The organism is Candidatus Nitrosopumilus sp. bin_7KS (assembly GCF_054095835.1).
On the sequence record NZ_JBSWSO010000006.1, the window covers coordinates 345,913 to 370,294 of the forward strand.

Sequence of the window (24,382 nt, forward strand, 5' to 3'; positions counted from 1 at the left end):
AAAAATTTCATGAACAGTTGTTTTGTTTTGATCGCAAAATTTGTTGCAAGATTTAAAACAGAGCATCGGATTTCGAATAAACAGGGACTATTTTGGATAATTCTGATATTCATATGATCTATGTTCTTTTAGATGGAGTAGGAGATCTTCCACATCCTGATTTAGATGGAAAAACACCATTAGAGGCTGCAAATACTCCAACATTAGACAAAATTGCCAGCAATGGCACCATTGGAGAAGTAATTTCAGTAGGAAAAGGAATTGCTCCAGAATCAGACATTGCAGTATTCAACATGCTAGGATACAAATTCAAACATGCAGATTATGCAGGTAGAGGAGTAATTGAAGCAATAGGTATAGGTATTGATTTCAAAGATGGCGACTTGGCCCTTAGAGGAAATTATTCTACATTAAATGATGAGGGAGTAATTATCGATAGAAGGGCAGGAAGACATATTGAAAAAGAAGATGCAGATGGAATTGCAAAAGAGATTGAAGAAAAGATCAAACTATCATCTCCAGATGTTTCAATAGTAGTGGCCCCAACAATAGGACACAGAGTTACAGTAAGAATTAGAAAAGAGTCTCAAAAATTATCTTCAAGAATTACCAATACGGATCCAGCATATAGCAATATTGGAGGCATGGGAGTTGCAAAAGCTGTAGGGGACTTTCTTAAAATTGAAAAATGTTTACCATTAGAGGATACTGAAGAATCAAAATTTACTGCAAATTTAGTAAATGAATTTTCAGACAAATCAATTGAAATTATGAAGAATAGTCAAATTAACAAAAAAAGACAAGAAGAAAATAAAAAACAACTTAGTTGTATTTTGTTAAGAGATGCAGGAAACAAATATCCAGATGTCATTCCAATTAATGAAAAGTATGAAATGAATTTTTCATGCATAGTAGATATGCCAGTAGAGCTTGGAATTTCAGAGGTTCTAAAAATGAAAGCCTTTGAAGCTGGAGGTCTAACAGATTATGAAGAAAAAGCTAGAGTCGCTGCAAAGGCCATGGAGACTCAAAATTCAATTTATGTACACCTCAAAGGACCAGATGAATTCGGTCATGACGGAGATGCAATTGGAAAAATGAAAAATATTGAAGAGATTGATCAAAGATTCTTCAAAACACTAGTAGAAAATATTGATTCTAGTAAAGTTGCAATTATAATTTCTGCAGACCACTCAACTCCATGTATTAACAAAGGACACAGTGATGACCCAGTTCCAATTCTAGTTTCAGGAGATTTTATCAAAAATGATGGAACCACTAGAATGACTGAAGAGCAGGCAAAAAAAGGAAGTATAGGATTACTTCAAGGGGCAGAGGTTGTTTCAAAAGCCTTAGAATTAATTAAATCTCAAATCTAGTTAGTTTTTTTGCTTGCTGCATTTCAATTGCTTTTTTTCTAATTCTATCAACATCTATTGAATAATACATAGATGGGGAAGTGCCCAATTTCTCCAAGGCTCTTTTCAACATTCCAATACCTATGCTTTCTTCATTTTCTTGTTCATGTGCAAATGCAACTGCAACTAGAATAATACCTTGAACAAGTTCTTTTTCTCGCCCATAGCACTGATTCCAAACTCCTTCAAATGCTTCATGGCATTCCCAAAAACGTTCATTGTTAAAATAAAATATCCCATCTTCAATTCCTTTGTCTTTGTCTATGTGCTCTTCAACAACATGCCTTACATTATCAAGTTCTCCAATTGGAGACAATCTTTCTACAAGAGGATCTAGATTTACTTTTTCTGAAGCTACATCAAATTCAATAAATTTAGAGGCAACTCTAGCAAGTCTAACTGAAACATCCATGTCAGATACAAGATCTCGAGCCCTATGTGCTAGTTCTCTACAATTCTGAGGCAAATATTTCTCATTTTTAAAATGCAGTAAATAACGTTCCACGATATAGTACTGAGGGATTTTCTTAAATTTCTTCTGTAATTTCAATCAAGGTTTATATGAAATATCCAGAGATTTTTGATACATGTCCATAATTGAGACAATTACAGACGTCAACAACTCCTTCTTATCTAGAAGAGAGTTAACTTGTAATTTTGCAGGCTTGGGAGGCAAACTCAAAAGTCTAGAAGCTGTAGATATGATTACAAAAGAGTTCAAGTTAGATGGCAAAGTCGTCATCCCAATGAGATTAAGAACTCAAGTCGGTAAGTCCCTCATTACAGGAACATTCTATGTTTATGATGATGAAGGATTGGCAAAAAAACACATCAATCCAACAATCTTTTCAAGACTAGAAAGAACTAAAGCAAAACTTGCAGAAGCTGACGCAGCTGCAAAAGAAGCTGAAGTAGCAGATGCACCAGCAGAAGAAGCTAAAAAAGAGGAGAAAACTGAATAATGCCTGTAGAGAAAAAAGGCAAGAAAGGTTCCAGTCCTAGCATTGCATCATATTACAAAGTAGAAGGAGACAAAGCATCAAGAACCAGAAAAATATGTTCTAGATGTGGTAAAGGAACTTTCATGGCCCAACATAAAGATAGAAACACTTGTGGAAAATGTGGTTTGACAGAATTTAAACAATAAAAAAATTATTTCAAAATTAATTATAAAATATTTTAGTAGATTCGTTTTTTGTGAATTTTAGAACTTTTTTCTTCCAATAACTCCATTTTTGAAATAAATGCAGGATCAAGTTTTATTTTTGAAAGAGATTCAGCAGATAGTTTGACTGTATTTGTATCCAAAGAAATGTTAGTCTTTGGGAGATTTTTTTCAGCCCAGAATTTCATCACCTTATCTTCAAGCTTAAAATCACGGAATCCTGCAGGGAATTTTTTTGTAATATGATTTAGCAAAGTACGATCTTTGAAGACAGCACGGGGTTCAAACAATCTAGTTTCATCACTGTAAACATTTTCAAATAAATTTCCAGAAACTTCATCAGATAGCAATTCCATTTTAGAGATTTTTCTCATCAAATCCAAGAAATGTAAAAATTCATGAGCCAAAATTGCATGAATTGTTCCCTTTAGACCATAGGCAATCAAGGGGGCAGAAATTTGTATAACGACTTGGAATTTTTCTTCAAACATTACTGGAATAGTTCTTGCAAACAAGATTCCAAATTCGTATGAATTAGGATTGGGGGATGAAATGACAAGAGTGGGTTCAACATATGCAATAGGATATGCAATTCCAGATGCTTTTTCAATTCGATTTATCCCTTCAATTACTAGCGGAAATCTCTTCATGGTTAAATCAAAGACATCATCAGGAATAATTCCCTTAGTATGTGCATCTTTGAAACGTACTAGCGGATCCAATAGTACACCTCGACAATTTTGAATGTAAAAAGGTTGGTTAGATCAGGAACGTGGTTTGCCTGCTTTCTTTTTTTTACGAGTTTCAGCCCTTTGATCAGCATGTCTCATGTGTTTATTTTTTTTTCTCATTGGCATGATGATTTACGATATTTAGTGCTAGTTAATTGTTATCATTGCATTTCAATCTCAAGGAAATCAAATTCTCTACATTCGCATGGAGTATCAACAATAGTTGGAATTCCAGGTACAATGTCATCTCCAGTAACAAATCGTTTGATTGGAAGGCCCCCTTCAGCCTTGATAATTAGAGTGAACAGATTCTTTGAATTTTTTTTAGATTTTACATTGAAAATTTTCTTCTCTGATCGTTTTCCAGATTTTTCATAAACCATCACAGGACTTAATGTGAGATCTTTTAATTTCTTTAACATATTTGAATCAATTTCAGATTCAGTAGTAATTTTTACACTGATAATAGAATTGAACTTAAGTGGTTTTTTTGGAGATTCGTAGACTGGTTTTAAATTAATAATTTTAATTGGACCAACTGTAACATCAGAGAATTTTGCCTTTTGCTTGTGGGGATTTTGAATTTTTACAAAAAATGGTCTACCAGAGCCCAAAACAAGACTAGATTTATCCTCACCACCAATCCACGTAAATTTTGTAGTTGTACCACCAAATTTTTGAAAAAGGGATTTAGATATTGCGCCCTCCACACTACCATATTCTGAAATACCATGGAAATCACAAACTCTACATCCTTTTCCAGAACAATTATCACAGGACTTTTGTTTTTGAGAAAAACCTCGCTCAGTCTTTACATATCGTCCAGAAAAAGTGATAGATTTTGAACGCAAATCACACAATTCTTCTTTGAAATTAATAGTAAAAGTAACATCAGGATCAAAAGGATCAAATGTTTTTTTTGTTCCTTTAGAATATAATTTTCCCACCTCTTTTGTAATGTCAGTCTTGATGCTATCAATTCCCCGTAGTTTGTACTGAGATCTAATGAAATCATCCCTATCAACAATTGAGGGTTTTACGATAACTCCAATTCCAAATGTTTTAAAAGAATATCCAGCAGATTTGTCAAGCATTAGTTTTAAAAAATGATCTAAATTATCAAATAGATTTTTACACACATAACATTTTTCGACAGAATTTTGATTTAATTTTTTACCAAGAAGTTTATTTGATGAAAGATGTAATTTTTTTGAAAATAATCTACCTAAACAATTATCACATAATGTATATTTTTTAGTAATTTTATTTGCAATAGGAATAATTTTCTGATAATTAGACATATTTTAAAATTGGAATAAAGATTATCCCAATCCTAATTTTCTAAGAGTACCTTGCATTTGACGACCTTTGGATGCTTTCATCATGTTCTTAGAATTTTTGTAATTTTTAATTAATTCTTTAACTTCTCCTTCAGGCCATCCTGAACCACGAGAAATTCTTTTGATTCTAGATGAGTTTAGTAACCCTTCAGGATCTGCTTTTTCTTCTTTGGTCATACTTTGAATTATGAATCTCCATTTTGTAACTCGGCCTTCCATTTGATCTACTTGATCTCCCTTTACCATTCCAGAAAGTCCTGGCATGCTATCAAGAATTCCTTGTAATGAACCCATTTTGCTGACTTCTTCTAACTGTGAAAGAAAGTCTTCCATGTTCATTTTTCCACTAGAGATTCTTTTCATTCTTACATCATCACCCTCATTTTCTAATCGTTTTGCTAAATCCAAAACAGCTTGGATATCACCCATGCCAAGTAGTCGTCCAACAAATCTAGTAGGTGAGAATTTTTCTAAATCATCAATTCTCTCCCCAGTACCAATGTACATTATTTGTGCACCAGTAGCTGCTGATGCTGCAAGAGCACCGCCACCTTTTGCAGAACTATCCAGTTTAGTAATAATGACACCTCCCACAGGGATGGTTTTATGAAATGCTTCAGCTTGATTGAAACATTGTTGTCCTATTGTTCCATCAATCACTAGTAAAGCTAAATCAGGATCTGCAACTTTGTTTATCCTTTCCATTTCCTCTAAAAGATCTTGTTCTTCTTTATGACGACCAGCAGTATCAATTAGAATTACATCTAATGCTTGTCCTGCAAAATGTTTTAGTCCATTTTTAACAATATTTGGAGAATCTTTGTTATTTTCTTCACCATATACTTCAACATTTGATTTTTCACACATAGTTTTGAGTTGAACCAAAGCTCCAGGTCTGTACGTATCAGCACCCACAACCCCAACTTTGTATCCTTGGTGTGTTAGAAATTTGGCAAGTTTTGATGCGACAGTAGTTTTACCACTGCCTTGAATTCCGAGTAAAATAATCTTATTTTGTCTATCAGGTTTAAACTCAAATTCAGATTCATTACCCAGTAATTTTGAGAGTTCATCATATAGGATCTTTACAATATGATCTTTTCGAGAGAGTCCAGGAGGAGGAGTCTCATTAAGTGCACGCTCCTCAAGGTGCTTTGTAATTTCTAAAACAAGACGTACATTGACATCAGATTGTAATAATGCCCTTTGAACATCCTTTGATAATTCTTTGATTAATTCCTCATCTATACCTGAAGATTTTACAATTTTTTTGATTGCATCCCCTAAACTAGCCTTAAGACCATCAAGCATGGAAATTCAACCCCGCATCCACTATTTCAAACCTTCCTCTATATCCATCCCATATTTTTTCAGACTGATTAATTTTGATCGAGTTTGTAAAAAGAGGACAATTAATTACAAATGTTTCAGCCTCACCCCCTTCAAAATTTAAATTAAAACCAAATTTTTCAGACAAATGTTTCAATGAGGCAATGTCAGATTTTGAAATTATTTTTCCCAACCAAGAATCATCCAATCCATCTGAGGATACAGTGGTCATAATAAAATCAAATTCTAAATCAATTAATTCATTCATATATTTTTCTGGATCAGCATCCCACAAAGGAGCAATAACTTTTAGATTTAATTTCAAACAAATATTTTCAAATTTATCTTTTTGAAATTTACTTTGTATTCCACCGTGAACTAATCCCTCGATTTGGAATCGGTCTTTTGCATTTTGCAATAAATTCTCAATAAGGATTAATTCATTATCAGTTTCATCAGAATTGGATGCAATAGTTAATTGGGGAATATCCATAACTTCGGATTGTAATTTTGTCCATTTCATATTTGGATGATGTAACAAATGACTTTCATCAGATTTTGGAAATACACTCAACAGACATTTTACTTCATGTCCTTGTTTTTGTGCCAGATAGATGGCATATGTGCTATCTTTTCCTCCTGAAAAAAGAGAAGCTAATTTCATTATCTAAAAAATATTTAATTCAATAAATTTTTTATGTTAATTGAAAAAGATGCTTCAATACTCATAATCGTCATCACGAAATCAGACGGCTTTTCCGATAATCATCAGCATCATCAATCGTTCTTAACACGCATTATTTTAGTTCTATCCATTACAACCCAGTATTCTACATTTTGACCATTTACCAACTTACCTTTTACTTCATCATCAATCAAAGATATGTCAATAGTCTCAAAGGATTCTGAATCCATAACTTGAATGGTATCACCATTAATTGAGATAATTTGACCAATTTTTTTGTTAATTAGTGGGATGTGAATTTGCATACTGACTGGTCCGACATGAGGTCTTTTTTGACCATCAAAAACACCTTGGCCAACAATTCTTGCTTTTGCTGCTCCGTGTTTACCTGGCTTTGAAGTATCATACTCTACAATTCTACATGGCTCCCCACTAGGTTGATCTGAGTGTGGCAATAGAATGTATGATCCAATTTTCAAAGAACCAAGGTCAGAAGGTTTACTCATGAAAAACAGTTTTTGGTCGAATATTTAACTTTTCTACTTTAGTTTTTCAAGAATTGAAAGACTCATCAAATTAGTCATTGTCATTCCTTTTCGATTAATATCTCGTCTAGTTTGATCACAGTATTTCTTTACACTTTGATGACTTTTTTCGCTTGCAACTTCAATTACAACAATATTTTCAGAGTATGGAAACGTGAATTTTGAACTGTTTAAGCAAAATGTATTCATGTTTCCTAGTCCGGCTATCTCAATTTTGTCTCTTTTCAGTAAGAGGTTTGCAATTTCTTGTAAATCATCCCCCTCATCCCCATATTCTAAATAATATACAGAGATGAAATTTGTATCACCTTGAACTTCTCTTTCAAAGAGACCATCTTTGATGTTAAAGACAAATGATGTTTTCTCTTGATTATGAGATGCAAGATCTTTTGAGATTAGTCCACTATCTTTGAATTTAGCTAAAATGTAATGGTTGGTAGAATTAGAAAAGTAAGGTTTACTTTCACTAGAAAATGTTCCTGTAACAAAGTACATTTCTTCAATATTTTTTGATTTTGTCCAAATCTCTTTTAGATTAATAGAATCATGGTTATGCAAATACGGAGCACAAACATATCCAGGATGAGAGAGTTCTAGTCTGGACATACTTACATGCAAAACTTTTCAGGGTATTTATGCATATACAGATCTTGACGATCAGATTTGTGCTTCATCTACGATAGTTTTTTAATAGTAGAGATCTTCAAATTTTTTGTCCCGTGGTAGCTCAGCCTGGTAGAGCTCCTGGCTGTAGTTGTTGGCTTTAGATGGCTAAACGAAACACAGCCCATCAGGCATACAGAAACCGGGTTGTCGATGGTTCAATTCCGTCCCGCGGGACCACAGTTTTTTAAAAACGATTTAAAAATAATAAAAAGATAGACTAGTTTAAGAAAACAAGATGAAATCTTAAATTAAAAAATTTGTTGCCTATGCTGATTTTTTGACTTGTTGTGCTGCTGGGCCTTTTTGACCTTCGCCTACTACAAACTCGACTTTATCGCCTTCGTTGATGAATCCGTCAACATCTGATTTGTGAACAAACAGATCGTCTCCACCTTCTCTTTCAATAAAACCAAAGCCTTTTGTTCGGTTGAACCATTTTACAGTTCCTGTTTCTGACATTACTTGGAAATAAAATATTCACTATATTAACTAAAGCATTAAAACGAAATAAAGTTACACGTGAAAATTAGAAATCTTTTGCAATGTGCTTGTTATCTTTGAGCCATTCAACTTGAGGAATTGTAAATCTCCAAACAATATCACCACGTTCATCCTCTTTGAAATCCCATGGAGCAATAATTACAATATCATTATCTCTAATCCAGACTCTTCTCTTTAGTTTGCCACGAATTCTTCCACGACGAGTAATATTATCATCGCATTTTATCATGACATTTTCTCCGCCCATCATTTTTAAAACACGTCCAAAAAGTTCACCCTCTTCAGGTAATCGAATTTCTTTTAGTGCACTCTCATTTTTTACTTGGCGCTTACCCATATTACTTATTTCCATTATGAGCATATAACTGGTAGGGTTATCTGATGAGAAAAATTAGCAGAAATTAAGCATAAGAGATTATTATCAAGTATGATAAAAAAATACATGGAATTTAGATGCATTGATGAGTGCTCTCAATGCTGCATTGAAAGAGAGTATTATCCAAGTAAAAAATTCGGCAAAATAGGAGTATTGATTTTACCAGAAGAGAAAGAAAGAATTGAAAATCTTGCAATTAAAAATAATTTAGAAATTAAGATCTTACCAAGAATTGGAATGTCTGAAAATAAAAATACATTTCCAACAAAAATTTTAGCATATCAATTAATGGGTGCTGAGAAAAACGGGAATACATGTCCATTTTTAGATAGAGATAGTGGAGACAAATCACCACATGGAGGGTTACCATGTAAGATATACAATGAAAGACCTCTTGCATGTACTGCATATCCTTTGATTGAAACAGAGCCAATCACACTTGATCAAAAATGTAAATTTTGCAAAGAGCATGGAAATGCAGATGGAAATCTAAATGCAGAAACTGAAGCGCTTTTAAAAATTAAAGAGAGGATGACTTCAGATGCTCAAGTCATCTGGAGATATGCTACAAACGTTGGAGAGATAGAGGACCAAAGCATATTGGAATCAGGTTGGATTTTAGAAGAGTGAATTTCCCAAGTATAGGAATTAGCACAAATTCAGCCAAAAATTCAAAAGGCATTACATATTTGAAACAATATGAGTGAAGATGCATGGTCAAATTTAGACAAGGTTGATCAAAAAATTATTGAGATTCTTAACAATAATGCAAGGACCCCATCAAAAGAAATTGCATCTGAATTAAAAAAATCAGGTGATGATGTTTCAGATAGAACAATTAGAAAAAGAATAGAACGTTTAGAAAAAAGCGGCATCATCAAAGGATACAAAGCAGTTCTAACAGACGTATCAGGAATTAATCAATACCAAGCAGTGTTAATGAAATTAAAGCCATCCAAATCACTTGAAGCAGTAAAAGACTCAATCAAAGATTTCATTTTAAAAATGGATAATTATCTACTCATATCAAACATGGAAGGGGAATGGAACATGCTTGTACTATTACAAATAAATTCAGAAAAAACAAACACATCTCAAAAAATTGTAGAGAAATTTTCAGATGAGTTAATTGATTATAGAATAAATGAGATTGACATCAAAGATGTAAACATTCTGAACATGTCATTGTTGTTATTGTAGTAATGAATATTCAGATTCTGCAATATCCATAGCTTTTTTAACTTCATCAAGAGTGAAGGGTTTTTGAATAAATGCAGAAACACCAGAACTAATAGTTTTGTTAACACGAGTAGTTGTTTTCTCATCAGCAGTAATTACTACAATTTGTAAGTCGATTTTTTCATTTAATAATTTTGTAGCAACAACATCGCCTTCTAAATCAGGCAATCCCATGTCAAGTAAAACTACAGGGGTCTTATTTTCAGAAAATAGTTTTTTGCAACCCTTTACTCCGTCTTTTCCATTTTCAAAAATATGAATTTCAGAATAGCCCAATTTTTCTGCATATGTTTTTAGTTTCATTGCAATTGATTTACTGTCATCAATGATTACAATTGGTCTAGTAATAGAGATCGGTGTTTGAAACATTAATTTTGCTTTTTGATATGCAACTTTAGCTTTCTCAAACTCACCTAAACTTAGAAGACATTTTGATGCACACAGTAAAGCACCTTTAACATTTGTAGAATCTTTTGCTTTGGAATATTTTAAAAATAAATCACTTGCCTGTTTAATTTCATTTTCAGAATTCTTCCCTTGTCTATTTCTGCATTCACTTGCTAACATAAATAACAAGGCAGACTTTAGAAGGTCTGATTTTTTTATTAATTCAGCTTGGTTTAGAAAAAGATTATGAGCAGTAATGAATTGTTTATTTTTAAGATGAGTTAATGCAATCTCGCAACTTGTTTTAGTATCCAATAGTAACACTCAATTTTTTTCTGTTATAAAATTTTGTAGCAGCCTAATGAACTATGGATTTATCACAGCACGCCCAATAATCTTTCGGGCTTTGAGATCTTCAAGAGCAGTGTTTGCCTCATCTAAAGAATATCTTTTTGAAATTACTGGATTAATTGTACCTTTTCGTGCAAGATCAAGCAGTTCCACCATATCAGTGTAATTTCCAGTGTATGCACCTTGAATGATAATAGATTTTAGAGGAATGGTTACAAGGGATAATTCAATAGAGCCGCCAAATAATCCAACAAGAACCAGATTACCACGTTTTCTAAGAATTGCAAAGTCTAATTTTGCAGTTGGAGGGGCATTAACAAAATCAACAACGCTGTCTGCACCTTTATCATTACAGATAGACATTATTTTTTTAGCTGTTTCAGGATCTTTGGAATTTACTGTGAAATGAGCACCCATCTCTTTTGCTGTTTCTAATTTTTTATCATCCAAGTCAACACAAATAATTTTAGCATCAGTGATTGCCGATGCAATTTGTACACCCATCAATCCCAAGCCACCAGCGCCAACAATTACAATGAACTCAGGTGAATTTTGGTTTGCTTTTTTGATGGCAGTGTAAGCAGTAAGTCCAGAACATGCAAGTGAAGTAGCAGCATCAGGATCAACACCATCAAGTTTTGCCAAATATTTTGAATCAGGAATTAACGCATAATCAGAATAACCTCCATCTTGGAAAACACCCATAGATCTTGGGGTATCACAAAGATTTTCATTCCCTACTTTACAAGCAGGGCATTCACCACATCCAATCCATGGAAAAACTAAAACTTGATCTCCTATTGAAATTCCAGAAACAGAATCTCCAATCTCCTCAACAGATCCCACAATTTCATGGCCAGGCGTTACAGGGTATTTTACTCCTCTATCGGTGACTTTCATAAATTGGCCATCACCTAGATCGTATCCACCTTCCCACAAATGTAAATCACTATGACATACACCAACTGATTTTACTTTAACTAGAACTTGTGTACCTTGAGGTTTTGGGGTATCACTTTCAGAGACTGCAAGAGGCTCATTTGGGCCCAAGATCCGAGCAGATTTCATAGTTCACTTTTCCACACTAACAATATAAGAGTTGACTGGATGTGAGAAAAAAGTAGAGCCCTTAGATATTATTGAATAGTCAAAGATAAAGTATGTGAGCGAATCACAAACACCCAACAGCATTTCTCAGGAACCAGTAAACATTCTCTTTAGCCCATCATCAGTTGTTAAAAAAGACGTTTGGGAAATTGACTTAATTCAAATTTTGAATTTATTAATAAAAATTCTTGAAAAAACAGGAAAGAAAGATCTCAAAGTTGCAGGAATGGCCGCTTTATCATCATCATTAATTTACAGAATGAAAGTAGAAAGTATTTTTGCATTACAAAAAGCAGCAATGGAGAAAAAACCAATGCATCAAAGAACGGATGTAGATATCGAATTAATAGATATTCCATATAGACATGAATCCACATATCCAGTATCACTAGATGATTTGTTAGGATTATTACAAAATCTCATAGGTACAATTGCAAATCCACAATCCAGACGAAACAGGCATTTAGAAATTGAACCAATTGAAGCACCAGACTTTCAAGAATTTTTCATATCACTTGAAAGCATCATTGGAAAATACGAAGATCTAATTATGAAAAAAATAGCTGCTGCAGGATTTGGATTATTACAAGACATCATCGCAGACCTTGATCAAGTAGACTCTATCAGATGTTTCTTTGCAGCATTATTTTTGGCAAGGGACCAAAAAGTAGACTTGGAACAAGCAGAAGATGACATCAAAATTATCGTCATGAAAGATGAATTGACAAATTAATCAAAGGTGAAAAAATGGTAAAAGTTGAGAATTTAGATGAGGCTACAGCAAGAATAGAATCAGCACTATATTCTGCAGGTAGGCCACTTAGAATTGAAGACATTGTACGAGCTTCAGGCACAGAATCTAGAACAAAAACACTTGGCCTACTTGAGAGCATTATGAAAAAGACAAAGTCAGCTTTCAAGGCATTAGAAATTGTAATACTTCCAGATGGATCATATGTGATGCAATTAAAACCAGAATACAGTTCAACTGTCAAAAGATATGCATCAAAACCAGTGTTACCAAATGCAACACTCAAAACATTATCATACATTGCATACATGCAACCCATCTCATCAAAACAACTTGTTGAAACAAGAGGATCTGGAGTATATGCACATCTCAAAGAATTACGACAACTAGACTACATCTCTAGTCAAAACGTAGGACGAATGAAAATTTTTTCAACAACGGACAAATTCCAAAAATACTTTGGAATTCAAGGAGATGTAGAAGATCTAAAACAAAGACTATTCTCCAAAGTAAGAAAAACTGCCAGTAGACAATCAACTCCAACACCACCTGTCGCATCAGAAGTTAACTGAAAATTTTAACTCAAGGCTAATTTTTTGCGTTTTGTATAAATTAGAGTAATTTAGAGAACATTCGTGAGAAAATCCGTAGAGAATTTAGCAACCAGTAAAATTACTGGTGGTAGAAGAGTTCCACTTAGAATTAGAAGAAAATATGAAACTGATAGATATCCAAATGAGCCAATCAATGGAGCTCAAGTTACAGTAACTAGAAGAGTTAGAGGAAATAATCTAAAGACAGCTTTGAAATCAATTGACTTTGTAAATTTAGCAACAGGTGAAGCTAAAGTAAAGAAAACAAAAATCATCAAAGTATTAGAAAATGCTACAAACAATGATTATCAAAGACGCGGCATCATTACAAAAGGTGCAATTCTTGAAACAGCAGAAGGCAAATGCAGAGTTGTTTCAAAACCAGGAAAAAACGGAATCGTTAACGCAATTTTAGTAAAGGAGTAAACATGAAAGATTACGAGCACGTCGTAATCTGGTTGGATTATTTCAACAAGAATTTAAAAAAATCTAAAGGTAGAAGAGTTGGTTTAGAAAAATGTGTTTTTGATCCTTCATTAAAAGAATTGATGGATGCAACAAAGGCCGGAGGATTTGAAATTACAGAATCAGATGACAAGGTAAGATTTCCTAAAAGACCATTTGTAAGGTCAGGATATGTCATCATACCAAAAGGATCCTCCAAGACAAAAATACTAAACAAAATTTCAGAAAAGTTAGTGGCAAAAAGATCAAAGCAATCCAAATAAAATGAATTCTAGCTCTTAGCTAAAGTAAAGTTGACAGAAGTCTATGATAAGACTACGATCATTAGTAATTCTAATTGCAGGAGGTAGGCGAAATAATGCACCTAGCCGGTAGTGGCAGGGTAATCATTCAACTATCAACAGAATTAGTTGAAGGACAGATACTCTGTGACAAAACGGGAACTAGAGTTGCAAAAGTAAACGAACTGATAGGTCCAGTAAAAAGGCCGTATGCATCAGCAACGCCATTAACAAATAATATCAAAAAATACATCGGCAAACAAGTTTACGTTGATCAAGAATCACCTGCTAATAAACCAAAAAGATTTAGGAGAAAAAAATAATGAACATACTAGAAAAACAAAACTGTCCTGAATGTAAATCTACATTAGTAGATGACATGCAGAATGGCGAAATAATCTGCTCTGGTTGCGGCGTAGTAGTCGATGATCAGATTGCAGACTTTGGTCCAGAAACAATAAGCTCAAACTTCGAAGACAAGATGAAGCTAGCAAGAGCAACAGGACAAACAACCTATTCCCAACATGATTTGGGAATAACTACTGAGATATCAATTAGTTCAAAAGACTATAGTGGAAAAACAATCAACCACGGTGTCGCAAATCAAATGAACAATCTCAGAAAGTGGCAACAAAGAGTACGAGTTTCCTCACCAAAAGAAAGAAGATTAGCAAATGTTTTAACAAAAATGGGTGAAACATGTGAAAGTCTAAATCTTTCAAAGAATGTTTTGGAAACCTCATCTATGATATACAGAAACTTGGATGGACATGTGGATGTAAAGGGAAAATCAGTAGTAAGCATTACAGCAGCTACGATTTACATGGCATGCAAACAATGTGAAGTAGTAAGATCATTAGAAGAAATTTGCCGAGGAATTTGTCCAGCAAAAGATGTTAAATCAAAAACAAAACTTGCAGCTAGATACTATCGAACCATGGTAATGGAAATGGGACATCTACACGCCCCAGTTGTAACCATGGACAAATACATCTCAAAGATAGCAAATATGACACAGACTGAGGTAAGAGTTGAAAGACTAGCCTTAGAAATTGCTGAGAAAACTAAAGACAGCAGCATCGCTGACGGAAAGGCACCAAATGGTATAGCCGCAGCATATCTGTATGTAGCATCAGTTCTACTTGGTCAAAATGTCCTACAAAGAGACGTTTCAAGTATTGCAGGAGTTACAGAGGTCACTATCAGAAATAGATGTAAAGAGATTCTAACATGCTATAAGCTCAAAATTACTTTGAGACCATCTCTGGCCAACTAATTACACCCCCCTTTTTCATTTTATTATTTATCATCACGGTTAGGATTAGCTAAATTTCGTCGGTATTATATAGAGAATCAAAACAAATCGAAACATGGCAGTACTAGAAATCAAAGATCTTCACGTATCTAGAGAAGGTAAAGAGATTCTAAAAGGGGTCAATTTGAAAACAGGCCCAGGCGAAGTACATGCCATTATGGGACCAAACGGTTCAGGAAAGAGTACACTAGCATACACATTACTTGCACACCCAAAATACGAAGTTACAAAAGGAGATATTTTGTTAAATGGTGAAAGCATCTTAGATTTATCAGCAGATGAGAGAGCAAAGAAAGGATTATTCTTAGGATTTCAATATCCAACTGAAGTTTCAGGTGTAGGATTTTCTCACTTTCTAAGAACAGCATACAACTCTCTAAGTAAAGCAATGGAGGGAGATAACAGAGAAGTATTCATCACAGTTAGAGAATTTCAAAAATATCTTAAAGAAAATTTAGAAAAAGTTGGATTAAAAGAAGAATTCCTATCAAGATATCTCAATGAAGGATTTTCTGGCGGAGAAAAGAAACGTGCCGAAGTATTACAAATGGCAGTATTGAAACCAAAAATTTCAATTTTAGATGAACCAGATTCAGGATTAGATATTGATGCCGTACAAGCAGTTGCACAAGCAATCAGCAAAGTTGCAGACAAAGATGCAACAATTATCATCATTACTCACTATGCCAGAATTTTAAAATTCTTAGACAAATTAGACTTTGTTCACGTATTTGCCAGAGGTCAAGTATTGAAAACAGGTGATGCATCACTTGCAGACAAACTTGAAGCAGAAGGATACGAATGGGCTTTAGAACAATCAGCCTAATCAATTTTAACTAAAGAATATTCTAAAAAATTATTGATATACAAAGTACATGTTGAATTCTCTAAAGATGTTTTAGAAATAATTAATGATGAAATTACAATTGGAATAAAATCAAAGCCGATTAAAGGAGAGGCAAACAAAGAAATCATTAAGAAAATTGCAAAACATTTCAAAATATCTACGGCACTTGTACAAATAAAGTCAGGACATAAAACATCTGAAAAAATTATAGAAATTTCACAGTAGAGAATCTAGTTTTTGTTTAAATAGGGTTTCAAAATTGAGATTGATATGTCAGAAGAAGATAATCAATATTATTTTAATTTCTCATTTTTCAAAGTGGATCCTAAATGGAGATGGATGGCAGACCTTGCAAAAGAAGAGTCTGCAAAAGAGGTGGAAAATGTAATGAATAATTCAGGGATTATGTATAGAACATATTCTAATTTAGGATTAAGAGATGATGCTGATTTTCTATTCTGGTTTGCAGCAAAAACAGTTGAAGAAATTCAAATAGTCATTGAAAAAATTTACAAAACTGTATTTGGAAAATACATTGTTCCATCAAGGACATATTTGTCATGCACAAGACCTTCTCTATACGTACAAGAACAAAAAGTGCACGGATTTCTTACAGGAAATGATCCAAAAAAGCACGTCGTAGTTTACCCATTTACAAAAACAAGAGAATGGTATCTACTTCCTAAAGAAAAGCGTCAAGAAATTATGGATGAACATATCGAAGTAAGTAGAAAATACCCACAGATTGTCCTCAACACCACATACTCTTTTGGAATACATGATGAAGATTTCATGTTAGCATTTGAAGTAGATGATATCAGAGATTTTCAAGACTTGATCATGGATTTGCGAGAAACTCAAGTCTCAACATATGTAAAAAATGACATTCCAATGATCGTATGTGTTAAAAAAGACCTAGTCCCACTGATTTCCAGTTTAGGATAATCCATCAAATAATTTTAAAATCATAGGTGCAAATCTTGGATAAACATAAATGATGAAATTTCAGATCAGAAGACAGTTTTGAAATACAATAAACTAGGGAAAACAGATATCAAAATCTCAGAGATAGGATTTGGAGCATGGGCAATTGCTCTTGATTGGTGGGGCAAAAAGATTGAAGAAGACGAAGCAAAAAGAATGCTCAAAAAAGCTTATGATGTCGGAATTAATTTCTTTGAAACAGGGGATTTGTATGGTAAAGGATTAAGTGAGAAATTAATCGGTGAGGTCTTCAAAGACATGAGGGACGAAGTTGTTATTTCAACAAAATATGGTTATGATTTTAGAGATGTCGAACAAATTGGACACAAAGAACTTCCACAAAAATTTGATGAAGATTATACTAGAATGGCACTAAGGAATAGTTTAGAGAGATTACAAACAGATCATCTTGACATGTATGGAGTGCATAATCCAAAGCTCAAAGATGTAAGAGATGATTCAATATACAATTTACTTGATAGTTTTATCGAAGACGGTTCAATCAAAACATATCAAATTGCTCTAGGTCCAGCAATTGGATGGACACAGGAAGGATTGGAAGCAATGGATAAACCAAATATCAGTGCAGTTCAAACAGTTTACAATATTTTAGAGCAGACACCAGGGAATGAATTAATGAAAAAAGCTGAAGAGAAAGATGTAGGGATATTAGTTAGAGTTCCAGAAGCATCAGGAATTTTAACAGGGAAAGTTAATGCAGATACAAAATTTGATGACAATGATCATAGATCAGTTAGAAAAAGAGAATGGCTCAAAGCATCATTAGAAAAAGTTGAACAATTCAAACCAATTGCGGACAGAAATGGTCTAACCATTACAGAATTTGCAATGAAACACATGATGACTAAGAAAGGATTTGCAACAGTACTTCCAACAATGATCAGTGAAGAAGAGATTGTAAATTATGCCCAAATGTCAGATGGCAAATACATCTCAGACTCCGACATGAAAGAAGTTGAAGAGTTGTACAATTCTTGGCCTCCATACGAATTAAAAGCAACACCGCAAGCAAGTTAATTTGTAAATGGATACCCCCATAGATTCAGAAAAGACCATTGAAATTATTGAAAGAATGAAACTAGCCAAAATTGGCAAATACAAAAAATGGGAATCTATGATTAAAAAGATAAAAAATGAGCAGAAATTAAATCCTGAAGAATTAGAATATTACTCCAACATTACAAGAATCTACAAAAATTCAAACATCACAACTAGAAGTAAACTATACCACACTAAATTATCAGAGTTAGATGAAAAACCACCATGTAAAGAATGTGGAGATGATTCAACCTACTATTGCAACATGAATGATCAATACTTTTGTACAATTCATGTCGTAGGACACGATAAAAATGAGATCTAAGATGCTGAAAGTGTTTCTTCTAAATTAAAGGAATTCTCTACAAAATATTCAACACGTGTTTTTTTGAATTCACGAGAGCTGAAAAGAATATTGTACTCATCTACATTGATTTGTCCTTGAATTGTTTTTGCCACCTCATATGCCTCATCATGAGTTTTGCAATGAATCATGGAAAAAACATTGTAAGGCCAATCAGCATATGTAGGTCTCTCATAACAATGACTTACCTGTGGGAATGAGCCTAATGTTTCTCCAACTTGTTTAATTCTATCTTCAGGAACTTTCCATACAATCATACCATTTGCAGTAAACCCAACTTGTCTATGTCTCAAGATTGCAGCAAATCTTCGCATGACTCCAATATTTTCATAGTGTTTCATTTTTTCAAATAATTCGTTTTCAGTCATCCCAAGATTTTTTGCTGCAAGGATAAATGGCTCATCAATAATATCCATGTCTTTTTGTAATTCACGGATAAAATCTTTATCTTCTTCAGTTGGATTAAACTCTATATTTTTAACTTCTTTTTTCTCTTCACTAGGTGCAATTTCATGTTTCTTGTCATCTACCATGTCAAGTTTAACACCAATTTTGAATAATTGTAATGTAGGAAGCATCCTTACTTTTTTAATTCCTTTAAGGACATTGAATTTTTCAAGCTCTGCTTTCAAATCAGCACCTGGAGGAACAGCCAATGTAAACCATAGATTAAACTCGTGATCTCGTTCATAATTGTGACTTACACCAGGATGACGATTGATTTGGCTTGCAACATAATCTAATTTGTCAGATTCAATCTCCATGGCAACTAGAGAACTAGTATATCCTAGTTTTCGGGTATCGAAAATTGCACTTAGTTGTCTTAGAACACCAATTTCTTTTAGTTCTTTTAGACGAGACTTGATATCTTCAGGAGTAGTATTGAATTTTTTAGCAATAGCATCAAAAGGCCTTGTTACTAGAGGAAATGTCCATTGGATTTCATTTAGAAGTTCTTTATCAGATTCATCCATAGAAGTCATAAGTCAGTAACCTGACCATTCAATTAAAAATGTAGCTGGTATTTCACGCTCTGAAATTTAATACATAAATAGAAACTGGGGTGCCTTTGATCGATGATAGTTAATCTGAATCTCCAAAACAAAATAATCGTCATTATAGGAGGAGGAAATGAGGCACAGAAAAGAATCAATTCACTACTCAAAGAAGAATGCGAGATTACAATAATTGCAGATTCAATAAATTCACAAATAACCAAACTAACCAAAACTAAAAAAATCAAAGTCATAAAACAAAAAGTAGTAGATACAAAATTTATTTCAAAATTAAAACCAAATTTGATCATTACAACTACAAATGATAGAAAGATAAATCAGAAAATCATCAACGCTGCAAAAAAGAAAGGAATCACAGTATACAGTTCAGACAATCCAGAAGATAGTGACTTTTCTAATCCAGCAATCATTGATTTTGAAAATATGATACAGATTGCAATTTTTACAGGAGGGCAAAGTCCAGTCATGTCAAAGAAGATCAAGGAAAAATCAGAAAAAGCGCTCAAAAAAATAATTACAAAAGAAGACGTTGCACAGATTAAAATTCAGAAAATGGCAAGGAAATTAGCAAAGGAAGTAATGGATACCCAAGAACAAAGACGAGAATGCCTACGTAGCATCATGAGGGATAATGAGATTGATCAGTTAATTAAAGACGGTCAGATGAAAAAAGCTGAAAAGAAAGTCAGTACAATATTGAGGAATTGGAAATGAAACAAAATATCATCAATGCACGTGTTACTTTTCGTAACTCACCAATTCACATTCTTGAACAATTTACAATTAAGGATATGAAGAATGCGTATGAGCAATTCAAAAAAGATTCAGGGTTGGACGAATGTGTAATTATTCAAACATGTAACAGAATAGAGATATTTGGAAAATCTGAAACATATGATTTAGAAAAGATAAAGAAGACATGGGCCACAATTACAGGACTTCAGGGAGAGGTATTTGATGAAAATATAGAATTTGTAGAAAATCATGATGCGTTACACCATTTATTGAAACTAACATCAGGATTAGATTCGATGGTCTTGGGAGAAGACCAAATTCTAGGTCAAATAAAAAATTCAATTACATCAGCCAGAGAAGAAAAAGCATCAGGTCAGCACCTCAATACACTATTTGATAAAGCAATTCGAATAGGAACCAGAATTAGAAATTCAAGTGGAATTGGTGCAGGAGGTATTTCAGTTGGATCTATGGCAGTAAAATTAGCTGAAGAAAACATTGATGAATTAAAAACAAAAAAAGTTTTACTAATTGGAACTGGAGAAGTTTCAACTCTAGTTGCAAAATCATTACAAAGACGTGGCTATGCCTTTGATGTTACAAGTAGAACAATTGGAAGATCAAAAACATTTTGTGAAACAATGGGAGGTAGTGCAATCAAGTTCGAATCAGTACTCTCAGGGTTTGATAATTATGATGTAATATTTGTAGCAACAACTGCACCATATTTTCTTGTTACAAATGAAAAAATTACAGAAGCTATGAAAAACAAAAAGAATGGAATGATGATTTTAGATTTATCAAACCCTAGAACTGTAGATGAAAAAGTTGCAACTATTGGAGGTGTAAAACTTATGAATTTAGATCAAATTGCAGAAATGGTAGAGAAAAACATGAATGCCAGATTAAACAAGGTGAAAAGCGTTGAAAATATAATTAGTGAGGAAGTATCTGTATTAGAAGCCTCAATGAAAAGACTAGATGCAGAACCACTTGTAATAGATGTATTCAAGAATATTGAAAATATTCGAGAAAAAGAATTGCAAAAAGCTCTTCAAATGCTAAATGAAACAGATGAGAAAAAAATCAAGATTATCGAAGCACTAACAAAAGCCGTTGTTGAAAGTATCGTGTCTACCCCAATGAACAATATCAGAAAAGCATCAGAACAAGGCAATCCAGATGTGGTAGAATTAGCAGGCAAGCTGTTTAACTATAAAAAACAGAATGAGGCAGACTAGGATTATATTTTACCTAAAGAGAATTTCATCATGTCATTTCCAACTAGACGGCTCCGTCGACTAAGAACATCAGAGAAGATGAGGAATCTAGTTCAAGAGACAATACTTTCTCCAAATGATTTCATTTGTCCAGTATTTGTTCAAGAAGGTTTGAAGGAAAAGATCAAAGTTGAATCAATGTCAGAGATTGAAAGACTACCATTAAGCGATGTAAATGAAGAAGTTGCAACCATTATAGATTTAGGAATTCCAGCAATCATGCTATTTGGAATACCATCTGAAAAAAATGAAGCCGGAAGTTCAGCATTTGATGATAATGGAATAGTTCAAAAGGCAATTTCTCAAATTAGAGAAAAATTTGGAGATAAAATAGTAATCATGGCAGATGTTTGTCTATGTCAATTTACATCCACAGGTCACTGTGGAATTATTCAAGGGGATAAAATTGATAATGATACAAGTCTAGATACGCTTGCAAAAATTGCAGTCAGTCAAGCAAAAGCCGGAGTAGATACAGTATCACCATCAGCGATGATGGATGGTCAAGTTTCAGCAATACGAAAAGCATTGGATGCTGCAGGGTTTACAGACGTATCAATCATGTCACACTCTGCAAAACACCGTTCAAACTTTTACTCTCCATTTAGAGATGCAGCAGAATGTGCTCCAAAGTTTGGAGACAGGAAAACATACCAAGTTCCATATACAAATGCTAGAGAGGCAATGATGGAAGTAGAAACAGACATTGAAGAAGGAGTAGATATAGTTATGATCAAACCAGCTTTGGCATATTTGGATTTAATTGCAGAGACTAGACGAAAATACAACGTTCCAGTTTCAGCGTATAGTGTTTCTGGAGAATATGCATTGGTAAAAGCAGCTTCGCAGTTAGGATATGTAAATGAGAAAGATATCACATTGGAAATTTTACATTCAATTAAGAGAGCAGGAGCAGATATGATAGTAACATATTTTGCAAAATCAGCTTCTAGATTCCTTCAAGAATCATGAGAAACGACGAGCGTTTTGAAATTCAAAGAGCCTTTGACTTACTGCCACATGTAGTTGGCGCCAGTTGGACTGCGGTCTGGTTTAGAATGAATGGCATCAAAAAACCAACCAGGGAAGAATTTAGAGAGAAAACTTTGGAATATTTACAACTAGTTGAGCCTGTCTTCACATCTTATCCAAATAGTAAAGAATTTGAAGAAATTGTAAAGTATATCGAATTTAGAAAAAACGAGGAATACACCAAAATAAAATCAGGAGAGAACAAAGAAATCGAAACTCGTTATGACAGATATGTCGATTATGGTTAAAGTTCCTGACTCTGTAACAGATTTTCTGTGTAAAATATTACCAAAGTAATAGCATTGAAAATATGGCTAAAATAGAATAAAATTAGTTACTAAGAAACTCTCAGATGAACTCCAACACAACTAAAGTGAGTTCTATCTCTAATTTCAGAATCTTGAACTCCTGAAAATTGGTATACGAAAACAGTATCTTGCAGATATGTTCCATAGCTAGTAATCTCACAACTGTTAAACTCCCAAGTCTGAATTGTAGATCCTGTTCCATCTAGTACCTCAACATCTACATCAAATTCGTTTAGAAGATCTCCTTTATCCATCCAATCCCCAATAAATTTATAGAATTGTTTTTTGTCTGTACTTGGCAATGATTCTAGAAAGAATTTTGGATTGACATCTCGAAATTCATACATTCTTCCACGTGGATCATCTCCTGTACCAACTTGAGATGTTGCAATTTCAAATTTCTCAAAATATGAAACAGAGATTGGTGCAACAATATCTGAAATCGTTACTTTAAATGATTGAGCGCGTTCTTCTTCAGTTAATGAAGTTTGAGCAGCTGTTACTTCAGTAATTGGAATAGGGATTTGGATTATTCCATTACTTATTAGATATTCTAGGGATGTAATGTAATCGGCTTCGCTGATTGAACCTTCAGACCACCACTTTGCATTATTTTTAATCCATTGAGGAATTTCAGAGTCTGTAGCAGATACAGAGATTATTCCTATTGACAGAATTAATGGAATTAGTGCAAAAAGAATTAATTTCACAAATAATTGAAATTTAAAATTTCATTTAAATGATCATAGAATTTCAAGGCTAAAAGAGAAATTTGTAAATATAATTGATGAACTTCCCAGTAGATTTGAAAATAGGAAAATAAAATTGGAGATTTATCTAGTTTCTACTAAGATAATTCATGTGACTAGGATCATTTTTCACTGCTTCCCGTACACGTCTATCAATAGCTGCAATATGGGAATATCTACAATTTTGAGAGCAAAAAACAGTAGATTTGCCTTCAAAAGATTTACAACAATACAAACAAGATAGTTTCATTGCAAACATGTCCCATCTTTGTAACTTCTTTGTTTAGTATGATTCTTAATGTAAGATGCATTGTCTGAAACACATTTTCCATTAACTAACACATAGCCTTTGGGGCAAGCCCCCTTACTCCCAACTAATGAACCAAACTGTTCAACTGCAATTCCAAATTCTTCAATCTTCTTTCGGACATCTGATACACCTCTAAATGATTTAATTATACTTGTAGCATTTTGTTCTAATTTTTTATTTTGGAGAAAACGTGCATTACCCATAACTGTGTCTGCTGATTGAATTAAATTGCAAATTTCTTTCGGGTCTTTGGGATTTTTAGATAATTTTTGCAAACTTCCAAGAATGGCTTGTGAAAGTGAATCGCATTCAGATTGAAATGTTTTAGAATATTTTTCTTCAAGTGCCATCTAGTCCACCGATTCCTGCATGCGTCTAAGAAATTCTTTTTGTCTAGCTTGATGCCTTTGATGTATTTCCTCAAAAGTTGGATACTCATAAATTTTAGACATT

Annotated in this window: 35 protein-coding genes and 1 tRNA gene; 21 read left to right on the forward strand and 15 right to left on the reverse strand. The window is 33.5% G+C overall.

Features of this window, described 5'->3' with window-relative positions:
• The first annotated feature begins 113 nt into the window (after positions 1-113).
• Entirely contained in the window at positions 114-1,379 is a 1,266-nt protein-coding gene (locus ACW9W4_RS08385; protein ID WP_457762013.1) for an alkaline phosphatase family protein, read from the forward strand.
• Here the strand turns inward: ACW9W4_RS08385 and ACW9W4_RS08390 are convergent.
• A complete protein-coding gene (locus ACW9W4_RS08390) occupies positions 1,363-1,923 on the reverse strand; it encodes a DUF309 domain-containing protein (protein WP_457762014.1) in 561 nt (186 codons plus the stop codon). The two genes, ACW9W4_RS08385 and ACW9W4_RS08390, sit on opposite strands and share 17 nt — an antisense overlap.
• Positions 1,924-2,005: 82 nt before the next feature.
• On the opposite strand from ACW9W4_RS08390, the gene ACW9W4_RS08395 reads away from it, so the two are divergent.
• Positions 2,006-2,380: a hypothetical protein gene (locus ACW9W4_RS08395; protein ID WP_457762015.1), complete on the forward strand. Its 375-nt coding sequence runs from the start codon at positions 2,006-2,008 to the stop codon at positions 2,378-2,380.
• Positions 2,380-2,565, forward strand: a complete 186-nt coding sequence (locus ACW9W4_RS08400) for a 30S ribosomal protein S27ae (RefSeq protein WP_179363264.1) — start codon at positions 2,380-2,382, stop codon at positions 2,563-2,565. The genes ACW9W4_RS08395 and ACW9W4_RS08400 overlap by 1 nt, the downstream gene beginning before the upstream one ends.
• A gap of 32 nt (positions 2,566-2,597) precedes the next feature.
• On the opposite strand, the gene ACW9W4_RS08405 is transcribed toward ACW9W4_RS08400, so the two are convergent.
• The 6 genes from ACW9W4_RS08405 to ACW9W4_RS08430 all read right to left on the reverse strand — a co-directional run bounded on the left by ACW9W4_RS08405 (position 2,598) and on the right by ACW9W4_RS08430 (position 7,819).
• Positions 2,598-3,305 carry a hypothetical protein gene (locus ACW9W4_RS08405; protein WP_457762016.1) on the reverse strand — a complete coding sequence of 236 codons (708 nt, stop codon included), beginning with the start codon at positions 3,303-3,305 and terminating at the stop codon, positions 2,598-2,600.
• A 170-nt stretch (positions 3,306-3,475) separates the two neighbouring features.
• The gene (locus tag ACW9W4_RS08410) at positions 3,476-4,615 is read right to left on the reverse strand and encodes a tRNA pseudouridine(54/55) synthase Pus10 (protein WP_457762017.1); all 1,140 of its coding nucleotides are present in this window, start codon (positions 4,613-4,615) and stop codon (positions 3,476-3,478) included.
• A gap of 21 nt (positions 4,616-4,636) precedes the next feature.
• Entirely contained in the window at positions 4,637-5,965 is a 1,329-nt protein-coding gene (locus ACW9W4_RS08415) for a signal recognition particle receptor subunit alpha (RefSeq protein ID WP_457762018.1), read from the reverse strand.
• Positions 5,958-6,647 (reverse strand): diphthine--ammonia ligase, encoded by a 690-nt coding sequence (locus ACW9W4_RS08420; protein WP_457762019.1) that lies wholly within the window; start codon positions 6,645-6,647, stop codon positions 5,958-5,960. Before ACW9W4_RS08420 ends, ACW9W4_RS08415 begins: the two co-directional genes overlap by 8 nt.
• A gap of 113 nt (positions 6,648-6,760) precedes the next feature.
• Positions 6,761-7,174, reverse strand: coding sequence for a translation initiation factor IF-5A (locus ACW9W4_RS08425; RefSeq protein WP_457762020.1), 414 nt, complete (start codon positions 7,172-7,174; stop codon positions 6,761-6,763).
• Positions 7,175-7,207: 33 nt separating this feature from the next.
• Complete coding sequence (locus tag ACW9W4_RS08430; protein ID WP_457762021.1) at positions 7,208-7,819, reverse strand: hypothetical protein; 612 nt, start codon at positions 7,817-7,819, stop codon at positions 7,208-7,210.
• A 110-nt stretch (positions 7,820-7,929) separates the two neighbouring features.
• On the opposite strand from ACW9W4_RS08430, the gene ACW9W4_RS08435 reads away from it, so the two are divergent.
• Positions 7,930-8,056, forward strand: a tRNA-Tyr gene (locus ACW9W4_RS08435).
• Between the two features lie 87 nt (positions 8,057-8,143).
• Here ACW9W4_RS08435 and ACW9W4_RS08440 read toward each other — a convergent pair.
• Both ACW9W4_RS08440 and ACW9W4_RS08445 read right to left on the reverse strand, forming a co-directional pair.
• A complete protein-coding gene (locus ACW9W4_RS08440; protein ID WP_179363254.1) occupies positions 8,144-8,338 on the reverse strand; it encodes a cold-shock protein in 195 nt (64 codons plus the stop codon).
• 67 nt (positions 8,339-8,405) lie between these two features.
• The gene (locus ACW9W4_RS08445) at positions 8,406-8,717 is read right to left on the reverse strand and encodes a translation initiation factor eIF-1A (protein ID WP_457762022.1); all 312 of its coding nucleotides are present in this window, start codon (positions 8,715-8,717) and stop codon (positions 8,406-8,408) included.
• A 105-nt stretch (positions 8,718-8,822) separates the two neighbouring features.
• Between ACW9W4_RS08445 and ACW9W4_RS08450 the strand changes: the two genes are divergently transcribed.
• A complete protein-coding gene (locus tag ACW9W4_RS08450; RefSeq protein ID WP_457762023.1) occupies positions 8,823-9,386 on the forward strand; it encodes a YkgJ family cysteine cluster protein in 564 nt (187 codons plus the stop codon).
• 69 nt (positions 9,387-9,455) lie between these two features.
• Complete coding sequence (locus tag ACW9W4_RS08455; protein WP_457762024.1) at positions 9,456-9,956, forward strand: Lrp/AsnC family transcriptional regulator; 501 nt, start codon at positions 9,456-9,458, stop codon at positions 9,954-9,956.
• On the opposite strand, the gene ACW9W4_RS08460 is transcribed toward ACW9W4_RS08455, so the two are convergent.
• On the reverse strand, positions 9,948-10,697 hold the full coding sequence (locus ACW9W4_RS08460; protein ID WP_457762025.1) for a response regulator: 750 nt from the start codon (positions 10,695-10,697) through the stop codon (positions 9,948-9,950). The genes ACW9W4_RS08455 and ACW9W4_RS08460 overlap by 9 nt on opposite strands.
• Before the next feature lie 51 nt (positions 10,698-10,748).
• Positions 10,749-11,801 (reverse strand): alcohol dehydrogenase, encoded by a 1,053-nt coding sequence (locus ACW9W4_RS08465; protein ID WP_457762026.1) that lies wholly within the window; start codon positions 11,799-11,801, stop codon positions 10,749-10,751.
• A 94-nt stretch (positions 11,802-11,895) separates the two neighbouring features.
• Here ACW9W4_RS08465 and ACW9W4_RS08470 point away from each other — a divergent pair, with 94 nt between their 5' ends.
• The 11 genes from ACW9W4_RS08470 to ACW9W4_RS08520 all read left to right on the forward strand — a co-directional run bounded on the left by ACW9W4_RS08470 (position 11,896) and on the right by ACW9W4_RS08520 (position 18,460).
• Positions 11,896-12,573 carry a chromosome segregation protein ScpA gene (locus ACW9W4_RS08470; RefSeq protein ID WP_457762027.1) on the forward strand — a complete coding sequence of 226 codons (678 nt, stop codon included), beginning with the start codon at positions 11,896-11,898 and terminating at the stop codon, positions 12,571-12,573.
• A gap of 14 nt (positions 12,574-12,587) precedes the next feature.
• The gene (gene scpB, locus ACW9W4_RS08475) at positions 12,588-13,163 is read left to right on the forward strand and encodes an SMC-Scp complex subunit ScpB (RefSeq protein WP_457762028.1); all 576 of its coding nucleotides are present in this window, start codon (positions 12,588-12,590) and stop codon (positions 13,161-13,163) included.
• Positions 13,164-13,226: 63 nt separating this feature from the next.
• Positions 13,227-13,610: a 30S ribosomal protein S8e gene (locus tag ACW9W4_RS08480; RefSeq protein WP_457762029.1), complete on the forward strand. Its 384-nt coding sequence runs from the start codon at positions 13,227-13,229 to the stop codon at positions 13,608-13,610.
• A 2-nt stretch (positions 13,611-13,612) separates the two neighbouring features.
• Positions 13,613-13,912, forward strand: coding sequence for a signal recognition particle subunit SRP19/SEC65 family protein (locus tag ACW9W4_RS08485; protein ID WP_457762030.1), 300 nt, complete (start codon positions 13,613-13,615; stop codon positions 13,910-13,912).
• A 74-nt stretch (positions 13,913-13,986) separates the two neighbouring features.
• On the forward strand, positions 13,987-14,253 hold the full coding sequence (locus ACW9W4_RS08490; RefSeq protein WP_457762031.1) for an H/ACA ribonucleoprotein complex subunit GAR1: 267 nt from the start codon (positions 13,987-13,989) through the stop codon (positions 14,251-14,253).
• Positions 14,253-15,206 (forward strand): transcription initiation factor IIB, encoded by a 954-nt coding sequence (locus tag ACW9W4_RS08495; RefSeq protein ID WP_457762032.1) that lies wholly within the window; start codon positions 14,253-14,255, stop codon positions 15,204-15,206. The genes ACW9W4_RS08490 and ACW9W4_RS08495 overlap by 1 nt, the downstream gene beginning before the upstream one ends.
• Positions 15,207-15,300: 94 nt before the next feature.
• The gene (sufC, locus tag ACW9W4_RS08500; protein ID WP_457762033.1) at positions 15,301-16,071 is read left to right on the forward strand and encodes a Fe-S cluster assembly ATPase SufC; all 771 of its coding nucleotides are present in this window, start codon (positions 15,301-15,303) and stop codon (positions 16,069-16,071) included.
• Between the two features lie 33 nt (positions 16,072-16,104).
• Complete coding sequence (locus tag ACW9W4_RS08505; protein WP_457762034.1) at positions 16,105-16,317, forward strand: DUF167 domain-containing protein; 213 nt, start codon at positions 16,105-16,107, stop codon at positions 16,315-16,317.
• A 45-nt stretch (positions 16,318-16,362) separates the two neighbouring features.
• Complete coding sequence (locus ACW9W4_RS08510; protein ID WP_457762035.1) at positions 16,363-17,037, forward strand: chlorite dismutase family protein; 675 nt, start codon at positions 16,363-16,365, stop codon at positions 17,035-17,037.
• 78 nt (positions 17,038-17,115) lie between these two features.
• Positions 17,116-18,114, forward strand: coding sequence for an aldo/keto reductase (locus ACW9W4_RS08515; protein WP_457762036.1), 999 nt, complete (start codon positions 17,116-17,118; stop codon positions 18,112-18,114).
• 7 nt (positions 18,115-18,121) lie between these two features.
• Positions 18,122-18,460: a hypothetical protein gene (locus tag ACW9W4_RS08520; RefSeq protein WP_457762037.1), complete on the forward strand. Its 339-nt coding sequence runs from the start codon at positions 18,122-18,124 to the stop codon at positions 18,458-18,460.
• On the opposite strand, the gene ahbA is transcribed toward ACW9W4_RS08520, so the two are convergent.
• Positions 18,457-19,473 carry a siroheme decarboxylase subunit alpha gene (gene ahbA / locus ACW9W4_RS08525; protein WP_457762074.1) on the reverse strand — a complete coding sequence of 339 codons (1,017 nt, stop codon included), beginning with the start codon at positions 19,471-19,473 and terminating at the stop codon, positions 18,457-18,459. The two genes, ACW9W4_RS08520 and ahbA, sit on opposite strands and share 4 nt — an antisense overlap.
• A gap of 102 nt (positions 19,474-19,575) precedes the next feature.
• Here ahbA and ACW9W4_RS08530 point away from each other — a divergent pair, with 102 nt between their 5' ends.
• Genes ACW9W4_RS08530 through ACW9W4_RS08545 form a run of 4 tightly spaced genes read left to right on the forward strand, consistent with a single transcriptional unit; the run spans position 19,576 to position 22,810 of the window.
• Positions 19,576-20,229: a precorrin-2 dehydrogenase/sirohydrochlorin ferrochelatase family protein gene (locus tag ACW9W4_RS08530; RefSeq protein WP_457762038.1), complete on the forward strand. Its 654-nt coding sequence runs from the start codon at positions 19,576-19,578 to the stop codon at positions 20,227-20,229.
• Positions 20,226-21,491: a glutamyl-tRNA reductase gene (gene hemA, locus ACW9W4_RS08535; protein WP_457762039.1), complete on the forward strand. Its 1,266-nt coding sequence runs from the start codon at positions 20,226-20,228 to the stop codon at positions 21,489-21,491. The genes ACW9W4_RS08530 and hemA overlap by 4 nt, the downstream gene beginning before the upstream one ends.
• Before the next feature lie 30 nt (positions 21,492-21,521).
• Positions 21,522-22,502 carry a porphobilinogen synthase gene (gene hemB / locus ACW9W4_RS08540; RefSeq protein WP_457762040.1) on the forward strand — a complete coding sequence of 327 codons (981 nt, stop codon included), beginning with the start codon at positions 21,522-21,524 and terminating at the stop codon, positions 22,500-22,502.
• Positions 22,499-22,810, forward strand: coding sequence for a hypothetical protein (locus ACW9W4_RS08545; protein WP_457762041.1), 312 nt, complete (start codon positions 22,499-22,501; stop codon positions 22,808-22,810). Before hemB ends, ACW9W4_RS08545 begins: the two co-directional genes overlap by 4 nt.
• A gap of 89 nt (positions 22,811-22,899) precedes the next feature.
• Here the strand turns inward: ACW9W4_RS08545 and ACW9W4_RS08550 are convergent, their stop codons facing one another.
• The 3 genes from ACW9W4_RS08550 to ACW9W4_RS08560 all read right to left on the reverse strand — a co-directional run bounded on the left by ACW9W4_RS08550 (position 22,900) and on the right by ACW9W4_RS08560 (position 24,279).
• Positions 22,900-23,580 carry a hypothetical protein gene (locus ACW9W4_RS08550; RefSeq protein WP_457762042.1) on the reverse strand — a complete coding sequence of 227 codons (681 nt, stop codon included), beginning with the start codon at positions 23,578-23,580 and terminating at the stop codon, positions 22,900-22,902.
• A gap of 127 nt (positions 23,581-23,707) precedes the next feature.
• Positions 23,708-23,869 carry a hypothetical protein gene (locus ACW9W4_RS08555; protein ID WP_457762043.1) on the reverse strand — a complete coding sequence of 54 codons (162 nt, stop codon included), beginning with the start codon at positions 23,867-23,869 and terminating at the stop codon, positions 23,708-23,710.
• Positions 23,866-24,279, reverse strand: coding sequence for a hypothetical protein (locus tag ACW9W4_RS08560; RefSeq protein ID WP_457762044.1), 414 nt, complete (start codon positions 24,277-24,279; stop codon positions 23,866-23,868). Before ACW9W4_RS08560 ends, ACW9W4_RS08555 begins: the two co-directional genes overlap by 4 nt.
• Positions 24,280-24,382: the final 103 nt, after the last annotated feature.